General features: G+C 43.4%; 16 protein-coding genes and 1 pseudogene. 5 read left to right on the top strand and 12 right to left on the bottom strand.

Annotated features, from left to right (window positions below):
* Positions 1-287 precede the first annotated feature (287 nt).
* The 3 genes and pseudogenes from AC2TF5_RS14415 to AC2TF5_RS14405 form a co-directional block, all read right to left on the bottom strand.
* A pseudogene (locus AC2TF5_RS14415) lies at positions 288-550 on the bottom strand (hypothetical protein); the annotation flags it as partial.
* A gap of 327 nt (positions 551-877) precedes the next feature.
* Positions 878-1,300 (bottom strand): DUF1259 domain-containing protein, encoded by a 423-nt coding sequence (locus AC2TF5_RS14410; RefSeq protein ID WP_491297747.1) that lies wholly within the window; start codon positions 1,298-1,300, stop codon positions 878-880.
* Positions 1,301-1,350: 50 nt separating this feature from the next.
* A complete protein-coding gene (locus AC2TF5_RS14405; protein ID WP_491297746.1) occupies positions 1,351-1,770 on the bottom strand; it encodes a DUF1259 domain-containing protein in 420 nt (139 codons plus the stop codon).
* Between the two features lie 205 nt (positions 1,771-1,975).
* Here AC2TF5_RS14405 and AC2TF5_RS14400 point away from each other — a divergent pair, with 205 nt between their 5' ends.
* Both AC2TF5_RS14400 and AC2TF5_RS14395 read left to right on the top strand, forming a co-directional pair.
* A complete protein-coding gene (locus AC2TF5_RS14400) occupies positions 1,976-3,595 on the top strand; it encodes a GMC family oxidoreductase (protein ID WP_491297744.1) in 1,620 nt (539 codons plus the stop codon).
* A gap of 51 nt (positions 3,596-3,646) precedes the next feature.
* Complete coding sequence (locus AC2TF5_RS14395; protein ID WP_491297743.1) at positions 3,647-3,829, top strand: cation transporter dimerization domain-containing protein; 183 nt, start codon at positions 3,647-3,649, stop codon at positions 3,827-3,829.
* Positions 3,830-4,263: 434 nt separating this feature from the next.
* On the opposite strand, the gene AC2TF5_RS14390 is transcribed toward AC2TF5_RS14395, so the two are convergent.
* The gene (locus AC2TF5_RS14390) at positions 4,264-4,737 is read right to left on the bottom strand and encodes an HIT family protein (protein WP_491297741.1); all 474 of its coding nucleotides are present in this window, start codon (positions 4,735-4,737) and stop codon (positions 4,264-4,266) included.
* Between the two features lie 892 nt (positions 4,738-5,629).
* Positions 5,630-6,046 (bottom strand): VOC family protein, encoded by a 417-nt coding sequence (locus tag AC2TF5_RS14385; RefSeq protein ID WP_491297740.1) that lies wholly within the window; start codon positions 6,044-6,046, stop codon positions 5,630-5,632.
* A 235-nt stretch (positions 6,047-6,281) separates the two neighbouring features.
* Between AC2TF5_RS14385 and shc the strand changes: the two genes are divergently transcribed.
* A complete protein-coding gene (shc, locus tag AC2TF5_RS14380) occupies positions 6,282-8,189 on the top strand; it encodes a squalene--hopene cyclase (protein WP_491297739.1) in 1,908 nt (635 codons plus the stop codon).
* Here the strand turns inward: shc and AC2TF5_RS14375 are convergent.
* Positions 8,179-9,600 carry an amidohydrolase family protein gene (locus tag AC2TF5_RS14375; RefSeq protein ID WP_491297738.1) on the bottom strand — a complete coding sequence of 474 codons (1,422 nt, stop codon included), beginning with the start codon at positions 9,598-9,600 and terminating at the stop codon, positions 8,179-8,181. The genes shc and AC2TF5_RS14375 overlap by 11 nt on opposite strands.
* A gap of 342 nt (positions 9,601-9,942) precedes the next feature.
* Positions 9,943-11,292 (bottom strand): hypothetical protein, encoded by a 1,350-nt coding sequence (locus AC2TF5_RS14370; protein ID WP_491297737.1) that lies wholly within the window; start codon positions 11,290-11,292, stop codon positions 9,943-9,945.
* 460 nt (positions 11,293-11,752) lie between these two features.
* Between AC2TF5_RS14370 and AC2TF5_RS14365 the strand changes: the two genes are divergently transcribed.
* Entirely contained in the window at positions 11,753-12,493 is a 741-nt protein-coding gene (locus AC2TF5_RS14365; RefSeq protein ID WP_491297736.1) for a class I SAM-dependent methyltransferase, read from the top strand.
* Between the two features lie 145 nt (positions 12,494-12,638).
* Here the strand turns inward: AC2TF5_RS14365 and AC2TF5_RS14360 are convergent, their stop codons facing one another.
* The 5 genes from AC2TF5_RS14360 to codB form a co-directional block, all read right to left on the bottom strand.
* A complete protein-coding gene (locus tag AC2TF5_RS14360) occupies positions 12,639-13,454 on the bottom strand; it encodes an AAA family ATPase (protein ID WP_491297735.1) in 816 nt (271 codons plus the stop codon).
* A gap of 165 nt (positions 13,455-13,619) precedes the next feature.
* The gene (locus AC2TF5_RS14355) at positions 13,620-14,144 is read right to left on the bottom strand and encodes a GNAT family N-acetyltransferase (protein WP_491297733.1); all 525 of its coding nucleotides are present in this window, start codon (positions 14,142-14,144) and stop codon (positions 13,620-13,622) included.
* Between the two features lie 15 nt (positions 14,145-14,159).
* Positions 14,160-14,360 carry a hypothetical protein gene (locus AC2TF5_RS14350; RefSeq protein ID WP_491297732.1) on the bottom strand — a complete coding sequence of 67 codons (201 nt, stop codon included), beginning with the start codon at positions 14,358-14,360 and terminating at the stop codon, positions 14,160-14,162.
* A 481-nt stretch (positions 14,361-14,841) separates the two neighbouring features.
* The gene (locus AC2TF5_RS14345; RefSeq protein WP_491297731.1) at positions 14,842-16,110 is read right to left on the bottom strand and encodes a cytosine deaminase; all 1,269 of its coding nucleotides are present in this window, start codon (positions 16,108-16,110) and stop codon (positions 14,842-14,844) included.
* The gene (gene codB / locus AC2TF5_RS14340) at positions 16,079-17,356 is read right to left on the bottom strand and encodes a cytosine permease (protein ID WP_491297730.1); all 1,278 of its coding nucleotides are present in this window, start codon (positions 17,354-17,356) and stop codon (positions 16,079-16,081) included. Before codB ends, AC2TF5_RS14345 begins: the two co-directional genes overlap by 32 nt.
* 633 nt (positions 17,357-17,989) lie before the next feature.
* Between codB and AC2TF5_RS14335 the strand changes: the two genes are divergently transcribed.
* Entirely contained in the window at positions 17,990-18,868 is an 879-nt protein-coding gene (locus tag AC2TF5_RS14335; protein WP_491297728.1) for an AraC family transcriptional regulator, read from the top strand.
* The last annotated feature ends 69 nt before the right edge of the window (positions 18,869-18,937 follow it).

Raw genomic sequence — 18,937 nt, 5'->3', positions numbered from 1 at the left:
GGTATCAATACATGACACCTTTATTAGAGGGAAATATGAAAAAATCTGAGCGAATAAATGAAGAAATTAGGGTACCTTTATTCGGCATTTGTATGGGAGCTTCCAGCAGCGTTGTCTCGTTACTGCTACCGCATCCATCGCAGATTATCCCGGTCTATATCTATAGGAGTCCATGTGAAAATATGGCTCGACGCAAAGTTTAAAGTACATTTTAGCTATTATTTACGCCACACGATCTGCCACCGTTGGCACGCCGAGCAAACGAGTTCCCCACTCTTCTTCGGTATAGAATGCAAAAGAGCACCAGTAAGATCTGTTTTTTCGCTAAGCATGTCCACTGTTTTCAAAACAAGGGGAAGGTCGTTTCGCTCAGACAAATGCCATGCCACAACCTCATATTTATTCAGATCTTGGATCGCAGATAATATACTAAACGCTTTCCTACTCGAATGTATGTAATGTCAGTGACCACTTTATGGTTAACATGACGCACTTCGCGTTTCAGGGCCACTGTCATACGCAATTATCCAAAGTAAGGGTGTAATCGATGTGGCCTTCAAGAAGTTGTTCATACAGAACACGGGGATTGGGAAGGCCTTTTTACATATTTGTAACTACCGTCTTGTAGCCATGACCTTCCTCCAAGAACATCGCGACGGCCCTGCGTTTATAATCGATGTCGTATGTCTTCCGTATATCGCCCATGAAAAAAACCCTCCAAGTAGACTTTAATGCGCTTTTTACTCACTGTCTACTTAAAGGGGATAATATCAGATCGCGGCAGCACACCTTGTAGGAATTTTTCATGATCAATTAATTGGAATCAGGGTATTCAAATGAGCTGCCATCGACATGGGATATAAGTTATCGATTCCTTCTAACCCAAGAAAGCAATAGAGCGTTTTACTTTCCTTGCAAATTCAATAGGATTATCGATCGATTCCCAGTGAATATACATAAGACGAGGTTCCTCAAACAGCCAGTGATTATGAACTGCTGTTACTTTAATCCCGTTTTTTCGAAGATTTGATAGTAATCGATTTACTTGATTTTGGAAGAGAGCCGTTTCCCCTAAACAGAGAGCGCGTCCTGAACTGTCTAATGATTCAAACGAGAACAGTTGATAACGGACCAATGGGGATGTGGTACGTCTTCCTAAAATAGATGCTCTAATCCTTCTATTTCTGCTAACAAAACAAACCGGACCTTTAGTAATTTCATGCTCTGTTCCACCTAAAATGGTTGAAAATTGATTACATAGTCTTATAAAGCGGGGACTTGCTTTAGCTTGTTCAGACATGCAGTATCATCCTTTCATTAAATGATCAATACACCTTCAACTCGACAGCATCAACCTAAGAATTCAATGGATTCTTTGGTTCTTCTAGCAAATACAATAGGATTCATAATGGCTTCCCAATGCATATACATTAACCGAGGGTTTTCATTTAGCCAGTGATTATGGATCGCAGTCACTTTTATCCCACGTTTACGAAGATTCGATATCAATCGATTAACCTGATTTTGGTGTACGGCAGTCTCACCCAGACAAAGCGCGCGTCCCGACTTATCAAGAGATTCAAACGAAAACATTTGCATTTGAACTAATGGGGATCGCGTTCTTCTTCCCAAGATCTTTTCCCTTAGGTTCGTCATCCGCATGACAAAACAAACCGGACCTTCATCTACTTCCGATTCGCCCCCTAATATTCTTCCAAATTGATTACAAAGCTTTTTGAATTGAGGGCTTACCTTCACTTGTTGTGCCATATAAATCCTCCCTTTCATCATGTTCGGTTTATCCTATGACGAAAGATAAAAACGGACTTGGATGACTGTCAGTATTATGAAACTATTTGTTAAATAGCCTAGGCGGAATGCAACTCCCGGTTTGATGAAAAGGTCGGTGCAGAAATAGGCACCTTTTTCAGAACAAAATAATATTCTAAATTAGTCTTCTAAAGGGAGGGCGTTAATGAAAAAGAACTTAACTTATGATTACATTGTTGTGGGCACAGGTCCAGCCGGTTCTGTTATCGCGAAGTCGCTTACTGACGACAAACGAACCTCTGTACTTGTTCTAGAATCGGGAGGAAATCATGATAAAGATAAACCGATCAAGGATTCCACCTTTGCACCGGAACTTGAAGAAAGTTTCTCACCAAATTATTTCTGGCAAGGTGAAGGTGTTCCCCTGGAAGAACTCGATGGTCGCTCATTTGAGTGGACAACGGGACGTCTCTCAGGAGGGGGTTCATCCATTAATGGAGAACAATATGTACGACCGACAGCAGCTGTACTCAAAAAATGGGAGCGACTGCTTGGGCCCCTATGGTCACCTGATAAAGCCATACGGCGTTTCAAACAATTGGAAAATTACAATGGTTCCACTACAAATAAGGCTGCACACGGTTTTAGAGGAAGAATAAGTATTAGGCAAGCGCCTGAAAATCCAACATCGATGGCGAAAAAATTAGCAACTGCGATCGAGCGGGCTTCAGGTTATCCTATAATTCTTGACTATAATGATCCTAATACCCCCCTTGGACCGTTCACACGTTGGCAATTATACCAACAACCAGATGGTCGAAGGGAAAGCTCATCCACTGCCTTTTTGTCATCGGATATTATGACGCCTTTAGGCCGGGGGGTTAATAACCGTAAACTAACCGTACTGTTCAGGACAACAGCTCTTCGTATTCTCTTTTCCGGTAAGCGTGCCATTGGAGTTGAATATTTGAAGGATGGTAAATGTACCCGAGCGTATTCTCGTAAAAAGGTTATTTTATCGGCAGGAATCAATAGCCCTCAGTTGTTGATGCTGTCTGGGATCGGATCCGCTAAAATATTAAAAAAGGCGGGAATCCCTATCATCTTCGATAATCCAAACGTGGGGCAACGGCTAAAAAACCACACTCTAAATTTTGCTGAATTTGCTACCAATCCGAACGATCTCCCCCTTCCTACCCAAGATCCAAATGCACTTTATACAGGAGGAGCTTTCTTACCGGATTCATCCGGTAACGATCCAGATCAACGGGCCGTTCAACTCATTGGTATCGGATCCGATGAACAATTGACAATAGCGATTCTGTACTTACGGCCTAGGAGCAAAGGGAATATCCGCATACAAAGCAAAGATCCGCTAAACATTGTATTGGCAGACGAAGGATTTCTTTCTGATCCAGACGATATGGAGGCAGTAAAAAGGATTTATCGAACTTATATCAAGAATATTGCCCTGGAGTTGGAACGAATTGATCCTTCTTATCAGCTCCTCTCGCCTACATTAGATATGATTGATGATGATGAGAGACTCGAAGAATTTATTAAAGGAAATTTCGACCATAATCATCATCAGCAAGGTTTTCTGCGAATGGCTCCTTTATCAAAAGGAGGAGTTGTTGATCGTAGAGGAAATGTACATGGGGTCAAGGATTTGATCGTTGCAGATGCATCCATCGTCCCATTTACAGTTGATGGAAACACTTCTTCTGCTGCATATCTTATCGGTTATACAATAGCGAGGCAATTATGTAAAAAAACAATCCGTCAAAAAAAACAGCGAACACGAACGGAATGGGCAGAAGAGTGAGTAAACAAGATTCGCCAGATATCATTTCCGCATACACAGGTATTTCGTGGTGTGAAAGAAGTAAAGGATCTAAAAGCTAGAAATTACGGTAATAACACCATAGTCGATGCTGTTATTCTAGTTCAACCCAATTTGGATATTCAAGAAGCTCATGATATTGCTACTCAAGCGGAGAATGAATTAAAAAGAGAGTATGATGTATATGATGTACACATTCACATAGAACCTAAATAAATGGACTATATTTCAGATAGACAAAAAGAGCACCTATCGGGTGCTCTTTTACTTTTTTGAAAAGGATACTCAAACCACTTATCCTCGATCTAATGTTAACGATACATCATGGAGTTTTCATACGTTCTTGAATTGTGATGCATCATTGTAGAAGATTGCGTATACCCTCACTTATATTGATTAGGAGAATTTCACCTAACTTCTTATCCACGAACTTCGTAAATTATTCCATATGTAGAGTATTCGCGAAATTATTGAGTTATCCTACCCGTTAGCTGAACAGGCTGCCGATGATCTCGGCAACCTGTTGTCATGGTGCTATCGTGTCCCGTTAGCTTAATGAGAGAACCTTATTTTTTTCCCAATCCTTTAGTAAGGCCCACGTAACCTCAGGTTTATCTCCTACTATGGTTATCATTCGCTCCTCCTAGACCTTAAATGTTTTCCTTTATCCAAGAACGCAACTTATCAGCATAGAAAGAGCGTTCATCTGGATCGGACTGAGAACCCTTTGTCAGATAAAGTTGATCATTCACATATCTAGGGTAAACATGGAGATGATAATGCCACACGTCTTGATTGCCAGCAGGCTCATTATGTTGCCGCGTAGAAATCCCATCACATCCATATGTACTTTTCATTGCAAACGCTGTAAGCTGAGCCGCGCGGTGAATTTCAACAGCGTAATCCGCAGGGAGTTCAAAGATGTTCTCGAAATGTTGATTAGGAACAACAAGAACATGTCCTTTATTGTTTGGCCACCATTTGCTCGCTATAAATGCCGTTACCTTTTCATTCTGATAGATGATTTCCCTTTGTTTTGTTCCCTGATTAGGTCGCTCGATACCCCAAACACGACAAAATGGACATTCGTATCCTTCGGGCTTATGTGAAAATGATGCTGTCATCTTTCACATTCAACTCCTTTCATATTTCTCCAACCAGCTATTAGACGCAGGCAACTTCTGTTCGTTGCGTTATTCTGCTCCGTTAGCTCAACCGATTGAGGTTATCAGTTTAACTGATTTAAACCTAATTGACCAATTAGATCGTCTCCATTTTGGAGCTTAAATACAGCACGTTTAATATTATAGTTCCAGCCACTACTTATGGCATGTTGAATTAACCTTACACAAACCATCGGTTGACAAAGATTCGTTGCCCAGTTGATTTTCCATGAAAATAATATTAAGAAATACGATGTTTTCGTCTCGGACGGGTATATTTTAAAACTAATGAAGTCCTTTTCAGGTCTTTGGTCGATTACGCAAAGAAACTCATAATTGTTGACTACAATCTTCTTAACTTCTTTTGCGAAAAGCTTCATAAGGTTAGGTCTCCTCAATATACAATGATTGATTAATAATTCTACAGATAGACCAATTCCCCTATCACATTGCTTAATTTTTCCCAAGCTATACTGCCCGTTAGCTTAACAGGCTGCCCGATGTAGAATAACATTAGACAATCATCTAATCGGCTAAGTATACAAGTTCTTGTCCTCCGACAGCGCTATCCGATTACATTAGATATTCGAGCTTTAAATTTAAGTTCCTTTTGTTGGTATAGAATAAAGTTTGATTATTATTCACTCTAAATCCTTGATTTTACTGCAAATAAAAAGCAATCGTTTTGAATAGAGATTGATCAAAACGATTGCTTTCTTATAATTTTAAGAACTGTTTTTTATAAAAAAGATTGATAATTTAAATCTCCTTATTCCACTAAAGCACCCGGTAGTTAAGTAACTTTATTTGACTTTTTGTTTAAACACTCGTCACGAAATGGCGAATCGGGTTTTCAGCCTTGCGGCATTTTGCTCATATCCATATACAACGCGTTCCACCGATGACCGTCCGGATCGGCAAAACCGCAGCCGTACATCCAGCCACCCTTTTCGCCCGGTTTGCTGAATACAGTGCCACCGGCACGTTCAGCTTTCAATGCGAACTCATCAACTTCATCCCTGGAGTTCGCCCCCAGAGAGAATAACACTTCAGTGCCCTGCCACGAATCCGCAACCGCATTACCAGCAAAACCGCGGAACGCGGATTCCGGGAAGAGCATCAAAACAACCTGATTGTCGCCGACGATCAAGCTGAATGAGCCGTCTTGACTCGCATACTGCTCATTCAACCGAAAACCGAGATGGGTATAAAACGCCTTTGCCCGTTCTGGTTCACGCACTGGCAGGTTCAACCATAACTCTCTCGACATACCTAACAAACCTCCTGATATAGAGATACAGTAATCACTCACCCCTATATAAATTCAATTATAATCTTTCCTTCTTGTTTGGAAATTAATCCTTCTTCAACTAACCTGCCCGTTTGCTTAATGACGGCGGAGCCATAGACAATCGAAGATAGAATCAGTCTTATCATAATGGACATACACTCTGAATAGTGTCTTTATGAAGGGCCTGAGCGAAAGTGCTATGAGGGGGAATTACATGACAGATAAGAAAAAGATACAATTCGAGATAGATAGTATCGTCAATAATCTTCTTCATTCACAAGCCTCTGACGGTTCTTGGCGATATTGCTTTGAGAGTGGCACGATGACAGATAGCTACATGTTAATCCTATTGAAAGTGTTGGACATACCAGATAAAGAATGGAGGAATCAGCTTTATCAACGCATCCTGTCCCGACAGCGTCCTGAGGGGTACTGGTCTGTATATCCGGACGAGAATAATGGAAGCTTGTCTGCCACTGTTGAAGCTTTCTACGCGCTTCTCTGTTCGGGATATATATCTGAGAATGATCCAATGATGAAAAAAGCCAAAACCTACATCCTCTCAAGCGGTGGATTAAGTAAGGTGAACAGCGTACTTACGAAAGTACTCTTGGCAGCAACGGGCCAATATCCGTGGCCCACCACTTATACATTTCCGATCGAATTCATTCTGCTTCCAGATTGGTCCCCTATCAATTTCTATGACATTGTCGGATACGCCAGAGTACATATTGCGCCGATTCTAATTATGTCCAACCAGCGATTCGCAATTAAAACAGCATCCTTGCCTGATTTGTCGGACTTGCTGATCGACAAGCATCGCGAACAAGACTTATTTCAATCAGAAGTCGATAGTTTCCTTACTTACCGGGATCGAAATCTGATGGATAAGATCAAGAAGGAGTGGCTTCAGCTCTTACACTCGCCCAACTCGGTTAAACAAGATGCTCTGGATAGAGCTGAAAAGTTTATACTGGAGCGTATTGAACCAGACGGTACGCTATACAGCTATGCAAGTGCAACATTTTTGATGATCTTTGCATTCCTCGCATTAGGGTACGATCGTAGACATTCACGCATTATAAAAGCCATTAAAGGCTTGAAAGGCTTCATGTGTCAAACAGACAACTCCTATCATATGGTGAACTCTACGTCCACCGTTTGGGATACTGCGCTTATAAGCCATGCCTTGCAGCGAGCACGTGTGTCAACAACTCATCCTGCCATTATGCGCGCTGGAACGTACTTACTTAACCGTCAGCAGACGGTAATGGGCGATTGGAGCAAGCATAACGATTCGGCCATTGCTGGCGGCTGGGGGTTTTCGGACAGTAACACGATGAACCCGGATGTAGATGATTCCACCGCGGCTCTACGTGCGATTCATCGGCTGGCGGCGCATGATAATCGTTTCCAGGAAGCCTATGACAAGGGGTTTCACTGGGTTCTCTCCATGCAAAATGATGATGGCGGATGGTCTGCCTTTGAGAAAAATACAAACAAAGCTTTTTTGAATTGGCTTCCATATGACGGTGCAGATGCCGCACTCACCGATCCCTCTACCGCGGATTTGTCAGGCAGAGCACTGGAATACTTGGGTTCAATGGCTAAGTTAACGATTAAGCACCCCTTTATCCAGAAGGCTGTTGATTGGCTGAAGAAAAACCAGGAGCAAGATGGGTCATGGTATGGAAAATGGGGAATTTGTTATATTTACGGAACATGGGCTGCTGTCACAGGGATGAAGGCTGTAGGAGTCGAAGCACGTGATCCAGCACTTGTAAAAGCGACGAAATGGTTAATGACTATTCAAAACTCAGATGGTGGCTGGGGGGAATCCTGCTCAAGTGACAAGGTGAAGAGATACGTTCATTTACATGCCTCCACGCCATCCCAGACGGCTTGGGCATTAGACGCGCTCATCGCAAGTTCCCCAGCACCTACTGATACGATTAACCGAGGGATCGAATGCTTGATTGCACTCCTTCATAAGAAGGATCAATATGCCAAGTACCCGACAGGCGCCGGCCTGCCAGGACAATTTTATATCCGCTACCACAGCTATAATTCGATATGGCCACTGATAACACTTAGTCATTATAGAGAAAAATTTACTCGTTAATTACCGTCTTCACGGCTTCATCCAGTTCTCCCTTGCCATAGTAAGTACCATTCATTACTACCCCGTAAATACGTTCGGTATTTTCGATTTGATCCAACGGATTATCATTCAAAATAACCATATCAGCAAGTTTGTCTTCTTCGATCGTTCCGAGTTCCTGTTCTCTGTCCATGAACTTGGCAGGTGTCAGGGTTGCCGCTTGGAGAGCTTCCAGCGGCGTCAACCCTGACGCTACTAGTAATCTAAGCTCCTCATGCACGCTCTTGCCATATACATGGTTAGGAATGCCGAAAGTAGAGTCAGTCCCTGTCATAATCGGAACACCCGCTTCATTCATCCGCTTGATCATTTTCTTGCTATTCTCGTGATTTTGGAGAGATTTTTGAATGAGTTCATTATACTCACTCATTTCCTTCTTAGCCTTTTCCCAAGCTACCCAATAATGTTTGGGGACATAGGGTGCCAACTCTTTGTTAAGCGGACTTACAACTTGTAAATAGGTAATCAAGGTAGGAACCTGATACGTTCCATATTTTTTAAACAGCTTAAACAGTTTGTTGGCTTTTTGAGCGTCATATGTCTTGAAGGCTTCCAATTCAAAGTTCAAATGCTCATCCGGATTTTTATTTGCTAACTTCAGGAGCTTATCTTCTTCACGTGAAGTCGCGATGAACAGTCCATCCAGATGCTCAAAGGATCGTTGGCCCATACGGGACGCCTCCTCCGCTCTAACTGGAATTGGCAAATGCCCCCCAACTTTCATATTTAACTTGCGAGCTTCGTCTATGATGTACTTATAGAGATGTCGAGGAAGGAAGGAGTATACTTTAATCGATTCTGCCCCATACTTTTTCATCAAGCGAACCGCATCACGCGCTGATTTCTCGGAAGTGACCGGATAAAGATGCGGAAGAGCGTCTGGTTGAGGCTGTATAAGTGTGGAACCAGAATAAGTAATCCGTGGAGCCGGTTTATTGTCTTCTACTTCCTTTTTCCAATCCGCAATATTTTTAAGCTCAGTTGCCATATCTCTCACACCCGTTACTCCGTTTGCCAATAGAAGCGGGAATGCATACTCAAAGTCGTTCATAAGGTGTACATGCATATCCCATAACCCAGGAATGAGATATTTGCCTGTTCCGGGAATCACTGTAGCACCATCTGGAATCTCGATATCATTTGAGTCGTCAATCTCTACAATCTGATTCCCCCTAGTAACAACGGTCTGATTCGGCTCTAATTCCCCCGTCTTCACATTTACAATTGTAATATCCCGAATGACGATAGATCGTGATTCATCTGGTTGTTTGGGTTCAATAGCAGCAAATGAATGGTTTGAATGGATGAACAGTGCTCCTACCAGCGCAATGCTCAGTACCAAAGAAAACGAAAAGCGTTTGAGTGCATGCATGATTCTAAATCTCTCCTCTCTGTAATGTTGCCGATACAATCGACTAAGATGATGTTACCTTCCATATTGTTTGGGTCCGGCATTCCATTACAGCATACACGCAAAAACTTTCACCCATCTTTCTACATTCTTACATGAATCTTACAAATAATGACCATGAAATTAATTTAGGTCGTCCCTATCCAATCTTACATTTGTAATTATAGTAAAAAAACAGACTTCCCCTTTCTGAAGAACGGAGGGAAGCCTGTTTTCAATGAAGGCCGAAGGACTAGCCCAACAGAGCAAGTTTCTGGCTGACCCGGCTGCGCGGCGAGAGCAGCTAATCCGCTCCTTCTATTGCTACTTGAGCAGATTATTCTTCAGCTCCTCGGCCGTGTCCGCCTTCCAATAGCTTATTCTTAATTTCTTCTCCTGAACCAATTGTCCAACCTGTTTAAAAAGGACTGCTCTCTTCTGGGCTGGCCAATGGGTAAATGACTGCAAATCACTGGATACATTCCAAATAGAGGTTGCATTTTCCTTTTGGGACCATTTTTTCATAAGAGTCGATTCAACGTCCTCATAACCTATCCGATACAAAATACCAACATATGTCGCGCCAATTCCATCATCCAGAATCGCTCTTTTCAGAAAATATGATTGAACCTTTTGGCAGCAAATTTCATTATTTAGCGGAAGCAGATCACCCAGCACATCATCAAATTCTCCAGTTACTTTTCCAACATAATAGCTCGTTTTAATAAGACCGCTTAGCTTTTTCTTCTCCGGATCAGCTGCCAAAAGTTCTATCCAGCGCACATCCAAATCCTCAAACAGCAGCGGTGTAAGTGAAAAATATGTATCATTCCTAAGCATATGACCCCAGCCAAACATAAACGTATGCCGGTTTTGCTTAGTATCAAACTTCACCGTACCTAGCACGTTCAAAATAAAACGCTGCGTCACGGGATCTTTGTAATACTTTGAAAACACCTCGAAAACATCGCCAGCAGGCTTGGTTAGAAGTGCAGAAGCGAAGACAGGAGACAGCCAGGCTCCCCCATATTGTTCATATAGCTTGCAAGCCAGCGCTTGCAGTCTAATATCTCCATCCATCAAAACAGAGCCAACCAAAATCATAGGAAAGGCTTGCTCTAAAGTCACACCTTCCAACGTATTGCTAATATTAAAGAAAGAAGTATCTATGTAGGTTAACTTTAGTACCTCGCTGTCGCGCTTAAATGATGAAACCTTCTGGATATGCTCTGCTACTAGCTCATACACCTCGCACATCTTCTCACTCGCTTTGCCCGGCATCATGCCAAGTAAGGCAAGCAGTGTTTCATGCTCTTCCCAGCTGATCTTGCTGCCAGGCTTCTTCTCCAGAAACGTCTGCAAAAAAGCTAGCAATCGATCAGCAAGCAGATCCGACACTGTATTTGAGAATGTGTGGTTTAATATTTTTTCGCATTTTTGAGGCGACTTTAATAGCTTTTTCCAATAAGTTGCAGCCGGTTCATAATCAATCTTAGCCAGTGCCCTCTGGGCGGCAAGCTTACTCTTCCCGCGCTCTGTACTAGCCAGATGCAACAGCTCAGGCGCCTCGTTAGTTCCGAGCTCCGAGATAGCCTTCTCTCTGCTACTCCCTTTGGGTGGCAATCCATCGAAAACTTGCTGATTATAATCTGTCAGTACTGCGTTCCTCCTCATCCTAACTATTTCTATTATAGTAGCATTTCTTCTACCAAATGCCGATCATGTCGGCAACCTCGTCTTCAAAAAAAGACTAATATTACCATCCCTTAATCCATCGGATAGAAATACGATATGGCATATTTCCAGCATGTGGCGCGGGACGCCTCGCCAAGGGCTATGGCAGACTGCGCTCCATCACCACCCGTCTGGTTATCACAAATTGCTCCGGAGAAGTGTACTTTACTGAAATCATGCTGCAGGCCGTTACCATTGCCACAGGATGGGTCGGTCATGTTTGCGAGATCAAATGGACGCTTAATGGAATATTTTAGGTGGATTTGTTCATAGAAAAATGGTACATTATTTTGGGGTTAATAGCGCAGAGTGTTCGTGTTCGATATGTGTTATTGGGATAACGCGTAAGTCGGGATATACGTTTAGGCTCATATTATTTATATTTGGGGAGGGCGTCGGCATGGACAAGAATTCTGTTTATAAAACAAACAGCTTCTATTGGGATACACAAGGAAATGACTTCTTAGGAGCAATCGTGCTTCCTTTTTATGGAGCATTTGTCTCAGAAGAAAAATGCCAGCTTTTTGGCGATGTCTCAGGGAAAAAGATGCTGGAGATAGGCTGTGGAAACGGTCAATCCTTGCAATATCACGGGGAACGCAAAGCATCTGAACTATGGGCTGTGGATATATCAGAAAAACAAATCGAAAAGGCGACGCAGCATTTGAAGGCATGCGGTCTTTCAGCAAAATTGATCTGTTCTCCCATGGAAGAAGAATGTGGCATACCAGTGGATTATTTTGACTTTGTTTATTCGATTTATGCCATAGGCTGGACCACCGACCTTGAGGGTACTTTTTGCCGGATCGCTTCTTACCTTAAAAAAGACGGTGTATTTATTTTCAGTTGGTCTCACCCTATACACAAATGTGTTGTTACAGAAAATAATATGCTTGCTTTTAAAAAATGTTATTTCGATGAATCTTGGTATTCGGTATCTCTTGATGAAGGTGCGCTAACATTATCGGATCGTAAACTATCAACCTATGTGAATGCGCTCTCAAAAGCGGGATTTGTAATTGAGCAAATGATTGAGCAATCTGATGATGAAATTATACAATCGCGGGACGATAACAGCGATTTTGCAAAAAAAGCAAAGATGCTTCCTGTAACTTTTGTAGTCAAAGCAAAAAAACTATAGTATCCGTTATGCTCTTTAGTTGGTTGCGACGTTATTCACGAAAGAAGATGACACCTCTCTGACAGCCCCGCCCGCTGCGACGCCGGCGCCCGCTTGCCGTTGTGCCCACCACGGCTCAGATGAAAGGCTACAATCTGTGTCTGTCCTACTCTCTTTCAAACAATTGCTTATGCTTATTGAAAAATCGATAAAAAAATTGTACATTGTCTAGTTCAAACCATTCTGCTGTTTGAAGAGGCTTGGCATCCAGATTATAAATTTTTGCATGTAACGTGCCTAAAACAAAGGGAGAATGAGTGGCAATAATAAATTGACTATCAAAATATCGTGCCAGCTCATTTATTTGTTCTGCCATTCTTATTTGATTAGCAGGAGAAAGTGACGTTTCCGGCTCGTCCAATAAATACAATTGCCCTGGTAGCAGATATTCCTCAAAAAACTGCATGGACGTTTCTCCATTAGAGTATTTTTCTTGTGAAAATTGAATGTTCTCCAGCTTCTTCTTAAACGCATACGAAGCTTCATATTGTGCTGCCTGAGCCTTGCTCATCCCTTTGTCAATCTGCTCATATATTATTCCCTCACTCAGCACGGAAGATTGCTGTATCTTCTTGATCTCATATAAAATATCCTCTGATTTCATATATCGGCTTCCTTCTGGAAGTTGCCTGATTTCATGCTCTTGCTCATCATGCCCAAGCTGATAGCTACTCAAATCAAGGAATCGCTGAGCATAAATACTATGCCCATAGCTTGTCATTCTTTCAGCCCCCGAGATTCCTAGCTTGTTGGAAATTACATTGAGTAAAGTAGATTTTCCGCTACCGTTATTGCCATACAACACAGTAATTCGATCAAACAAAAGCACCTCTCCAGCCACGTGCTTAAATACATAATCAGGGTATATGTTGGGATTTCGATCCGTATAATCAGAAAGCTTAAAGCTTCTTAAATAAATCATTGCCGCACTCCTTCTACCTGTCTTATAGTTTGAATTCTATTTTACCAGAAAAAAGACAATGTATTCTTAGGGGTGCAGCCGTATTTCTCCCACCTTCCCAACTCTAATAATCTATTCCCTTCCCCCTTCTTGTCTTCTGACATTTTTATAGATGCAAAATATTTTCTATTCAAGTCCTTCAAAATTGCATCGCCAATCAGACACCCATGCGGGAAAATACCCTAATCGGTGAGCTACTCTCTGTGAAGCAATGTTACTGGCGATTACGTCATAACTCGGTATCTCTCCACGTTCTAATATTTCAAAAGTTAACTTGTTTACAAGATAACTAGCCAATCCCAAATTACGATAGTTGGGTAATACTTCTATGCCAATTTGCCACAGTTTTGTACAGGTTTTGCTTGCTCCTGCCACACCAACAATTTCCCCGTCTTGCTTTGCAAGCACAGCTAGATCAGTCTGCCAGGGAAGATTCGTATCATATATAATAGCTTCATTGAATCTTGTAACATCAAATAAACTGATCACTTCTTCTCGCTTAATCAGTTCAAATGAAAAAAAATTCGGCGGTGACATTGGCTTTATTCTTTTTACATCAGGCAGAAAATGCAAGTAAAGACCTTTGATAAATGGCAAGGAGAATACGGTATCCCTGTTTTTGCCCTGCATCTGTGTTTTGGCAATTAACAACCGTTCGGGTGTAGCCTATACTACAATTGATTTTCCCATAGACAGGATTTCGAAATAACGTGCCTTCCTCGGAAATGGTCTGCATCCAGGATTTTCTTTAGCTTCAACAAAAATAATGCTATCCTTTTCGCCGTTCAGGTCATCGACAGAGCAATTCAGGTCAATAGCAAGTTGTGATTGCACAATGAACAGCATTTCTTTTTGTGTCACAATCATCGTTACCCTTCCTTTCGCTTCCCTTATTGTTTTGCGCCGCGGTCGCATAAATAACATACAGTTTTCACCAAATAATTAATAGACTTATGTTGCATTTTTTTATATACTATCATGTATCCATGGCTTTTTTAGGGGTACCTTTTTATATATTGGCAATTGGTTAATCGGCATATAATTGTGCCGGTTTTATTTTTTTGTTAACGTAATCTTCCCGTTAGCTTAACGCCCCACCAGCCTATGACCTTTATTCAAGCATAGTTGTTTCGGTAATGATTGAACAAATCCCGAAATCGAGCATTCAGAGAACTCGTGTTCTTATTTAAAAAAGACTTCACCAGATGACGTAAATGCGAATGCACAAAAATCCCCTCTTGTATGCAGGAAGAGTTCACGATCACGCGATCTCTCGTTGCCCTGTCCACCATGAGGGGATTTTGGCTAATGCGCAGGCTCTGCTTGATGCATCGCACGCTTTATTCGATTATTTATTGAAAGTGACCTTCTCTGAACCGCCCTCAAGAACAATCGACGTGTCCCGCGGCTTCGTTTCCGCGATTTTGCGGCCGCCTCTGAACGAATAAAGCACTCCGGCCTGTTTGCGAATGGCCTCATATTCGTTCTCTGCTTCAAGAACGATGAAGTTGGCAGGCTTACCTTCTTCAATGCCGTACACATCCTCGATATGCAACGTTCTTGCGCTATTTTTCGTAATGAGATCGATCGAATTCACGATTTGATCGTAACCGAGCAACTGCGAAGCATGGATGCCCATATGCAGCACCTGAAGCATGTTGCCCGTGCCTAGCGGATACCATGGATCAAAGATGTCATCGTGACCGAAGCACACATTAAGACCGGCTTCCTGCAGCTCTTTGACGCGAGTTAGCCCTCTTCTTTTCGGATACGTGTCGAAGCGTCCCTGCAGGTGGATGTTGACCAGAGGATTGGAGACGAAATTTAGGTCAGCCATCTTCAGCAATCTAAACAATTTGTACGTATATGCATCATTGTATGACCCCATCGCCGTCGTGTGGCTTGCCGTCGTGCGGGAGCCCAGTCCACGTTCGTAGGCTTCTTTAGCGACGACTTCAACGAAACGGGATTGCTCGTCATCGATTTCGTCACAATGGATGTCGATGAGACGGTCGTATTTTTCGGCGAGGTCAAACGCGACCTTCATCGAATCGACGCCATATTCCCTCGTGAATTCGAAGTGCGGAATGCCGCCGACCACGTCAACGCCCATTTTCAGCGACTCTTCAAGCAATTCCGCGCCATTCGGGTAGGAGTGAATGCCTTCCTGCGGAAAAGCGACAAGCTGGATGTCAATATATGGTGCCATCTCTTGTTTCACTTCAAGCATCGCTTTAACTGCGGTCAAGCTTGGATCGGTGACGTCCACATGCGTCCGTACATGCTGGATGCCCTGCGCCATCTGCCACTTCAATGCCGTTTTGGAGCGTGTTTTGACGTCTTCATGCGTCAGGAATGCCTTGCGTTCTGACCAACGCTGGATGCCTTCGAATAGCGTTCCGCTCAAATTCCATTCAGGCTCGCCCGCCGTTAACGTTGTATCCAGATGGATATGAGGTTCAATGAACGGCGGCAGCACAAGCGAGCCGCCCACGTCAATTACTTCCTCATTCGCAGTAGCTTCCAGAGACTGCGTGATTAGCCCAAACTTTCCGTCTTTCACGACGATATTCCATAAACCTTCTTTACCCCGCAATTTTGCGTTCTGTATAATCATTTATTTTCCCCTTTTCTTTGGATTCTTTCGCAGGAACGATCAGCATCAACACGATGTAGGCCACCGCCGTACCGATCAGTGCGTTCAATGGCGTTACTCCCGGAGCCAGCTGGGCGAACGCAACGCCGATGGCCCAAGCCACCATCGCTATCCAGTTTACATTCTTGAAAGTCATGTCGGCAAACGGTTTATAGTTTCTGCGCTTCACTAAGAAGTAGTCCGCGATGATGATGGCCCCGATGGACGGTATCGCCGCGCCCAGCACATTCAGGAAACCGACGAAATTGTTGTACATCCACATGGCAAATACGGTACCCACGATGCCGTTTACAATGACGAAGAACTTCTTCGGAATTTTAGTGATGTTGGCAAAGCCCAGCCCGGAAGCGTAAAGGGCATTATCATTGGTCGTCCAGATATTCAGCCCCAGAACGATGATCGCGGGAATGATCAAACCTTGCAGGAACATGACCTCCGAGATATCTGCCAGGTTATAAGCCATTGCGCCGACTGCGCCGAACAGGAACATGAGTGAGTTCCCCAGGAAGAACGAAATGACCGTTGCGGTAACCGCCTGCCGAGAAGTCTGAGAAAACCGGGCAAAATCGGGCGTCAGCGTTCCGCCGCTAATGAATGACCCAATACAAATGGTCAATGCCGCTGCCGCGGTGAGCGACTGTGTCGGCGTGTAATCGAGCAACCCTTGCAGACCGCCCAGCGAGCTTGCTCCTTCGAACACGGAGTAACCGCCGAGAATGGCAATAGCCGGAACCGCAACATAGCCCAGAATGACGAGTGACTTCATACCGAAGATGGCTGATGCCGTCATTGCGAGACCAAACAAGAAGATCAACAGGTACACGTTCCAATCCATCGCTCTGGCGACCGGAACCGCGAACATGGCCACGCCGACGCCGAACCATCCGACCTGCGTGAAGCCGAGTAGGAATGAAGGCAGGTACGACCCTTTCTCACCGAACGAATATTTTGCCAGCAAATGCGTGGAAAGGCCCGTTTTGGCAGCGATATGTGCCAGCGCTCCCGTATAGATGCCGAGTACCAAATTGCCCGCAAGCACGATTCCAATGAACTCCATGAACGTCAAGCTGACTCCGAGCGTCCCCCCTGCCAGCATGCTTGCCGAAAAGAAAGTGAACGCCAACATTACGGAAAACGTCTTCCCAAAATGGTTTCTCTGCGTTTTCGGCACCTCTTGCCACGAAAACTCTTGATCTTGTTTGCTCATCAGAATACCTCCAGTTAAAGTGTCCTGATACCAAAAAAGCAGAAAAAAGAGGCTACTCATCAAGTCTCAAACTGACAAGTAGCCTCTTTCTTTCATCATAACCCGCGCGATGACGCAGAGCATCTCCTGACGGAATATGCCCTGATTCACGCGTGATTATAAAAATCCGCTGCCCTTGCCAGCCTCTCTGGACTGAATTAAAGGTACCAGTATTCAATTACATTCTATTATTTTGGAAAAACCTACGGTTGTCAATGTTATTATTATCCAATAACTATAATCCTCTTTAGCAAGCGAAATATATGAAACTTTAATAATTAGTATAGTCTAGCTCTATCCTACCTACCTAAAGCCTTACAGAACCTCAAAACCAGTTACCCGAAGCACGCATCTTTTTAGATGAATATCAAATCGGTAATCGGTCAGGGTTACGTGCATTATTCTTATCTCCAATGCAATATTGAGAGAATTTGTTCCATACGATGAAGACTGCGCTGATCGCTTTCTTCATTTGACTTTTATTCATTTATAGTCAAATCTCTACCGCTTAAGATGGCAATGCACCATGGATGGGCTGACAGCGCTAACGATTTATAGTACAATTTCTACATTCTTTTCAAAAGGTGATCCGATATGCTTGTACTTGAACTTCATGTCCCGCCCCTTCCTTTGATCGCCACGGTCGGCCATACATTATGGCCGCCGGGGATTGTACATGCGAAGCGTCAATTTGGGGCTTTCGATATCATTGTCTGCGTGAAAGGTACGCTCTACATGGAGGAAAACGGGATTCCATATGACATCAAAGAAGGCATGGTCTTGGTCCTTGAACCTGGGAAGATGCATCGTGGCTACCGCCCGACCGATACCGAGACGGAAGTATATTGGATTCATTTCCAGTATCCAGGATTCCCTCAGCCAGCCTTGATCGACAAAACGAACTGGCAGCAGCCTCTGCTCAATCGAACAGACCAGGATATAGAGGTTCATCCAGGTATGGTAGATATACCGAAATTTACGGTCATCGATTTGCGCCCGATCCTGCCGCTGCTCACGGAAATGATACATGCGCATAGCATGTTATCTGCTTCGCGATCCTACGAGCTACAAATATTATTCGGCCGATTTCTCTTAGAACTACAATACAGTTTACGAAACCGCAGTCCGCAAGCCCGCTCTCTTTCACTCGGGGAGCAAGTCGCTTCTTATTTGGCCGAACATTTGGAACAACCCTTCGACGCCGTAGGAATGGAAAATGACCTTCATTACCACTTCGATTATTTAGCCCGCTGCTTGAAGCAGTATTCAGGGATGAGCCCCTTGCAATATAGACATCATCTTCAGATTGAACGAGCTAAACAATTATTAGCGCATTCAGAACTGTCAATCATTCAAATCGCTACGCGATGCGGGTTCAGCGACAATAACTATTTCACGCGCCTATTTAAACGTCACACTTCCTTTACGCCAGGAGAGTTCCGTAAACGGTATCAGTTTATTGTAATGGATTGAACCTACCTCAGCATGCATCGAACGAGAAAAAGCGCTTGTCAAATCGAATGAACAAGCGCTTTTATATTC

Source organism: Paenibacillus sp. JNUCC 34 (assembly GCF_058269055.1).
This window is presented reverse-complemented; position numbering and strand designations above follow the sequence as displayed.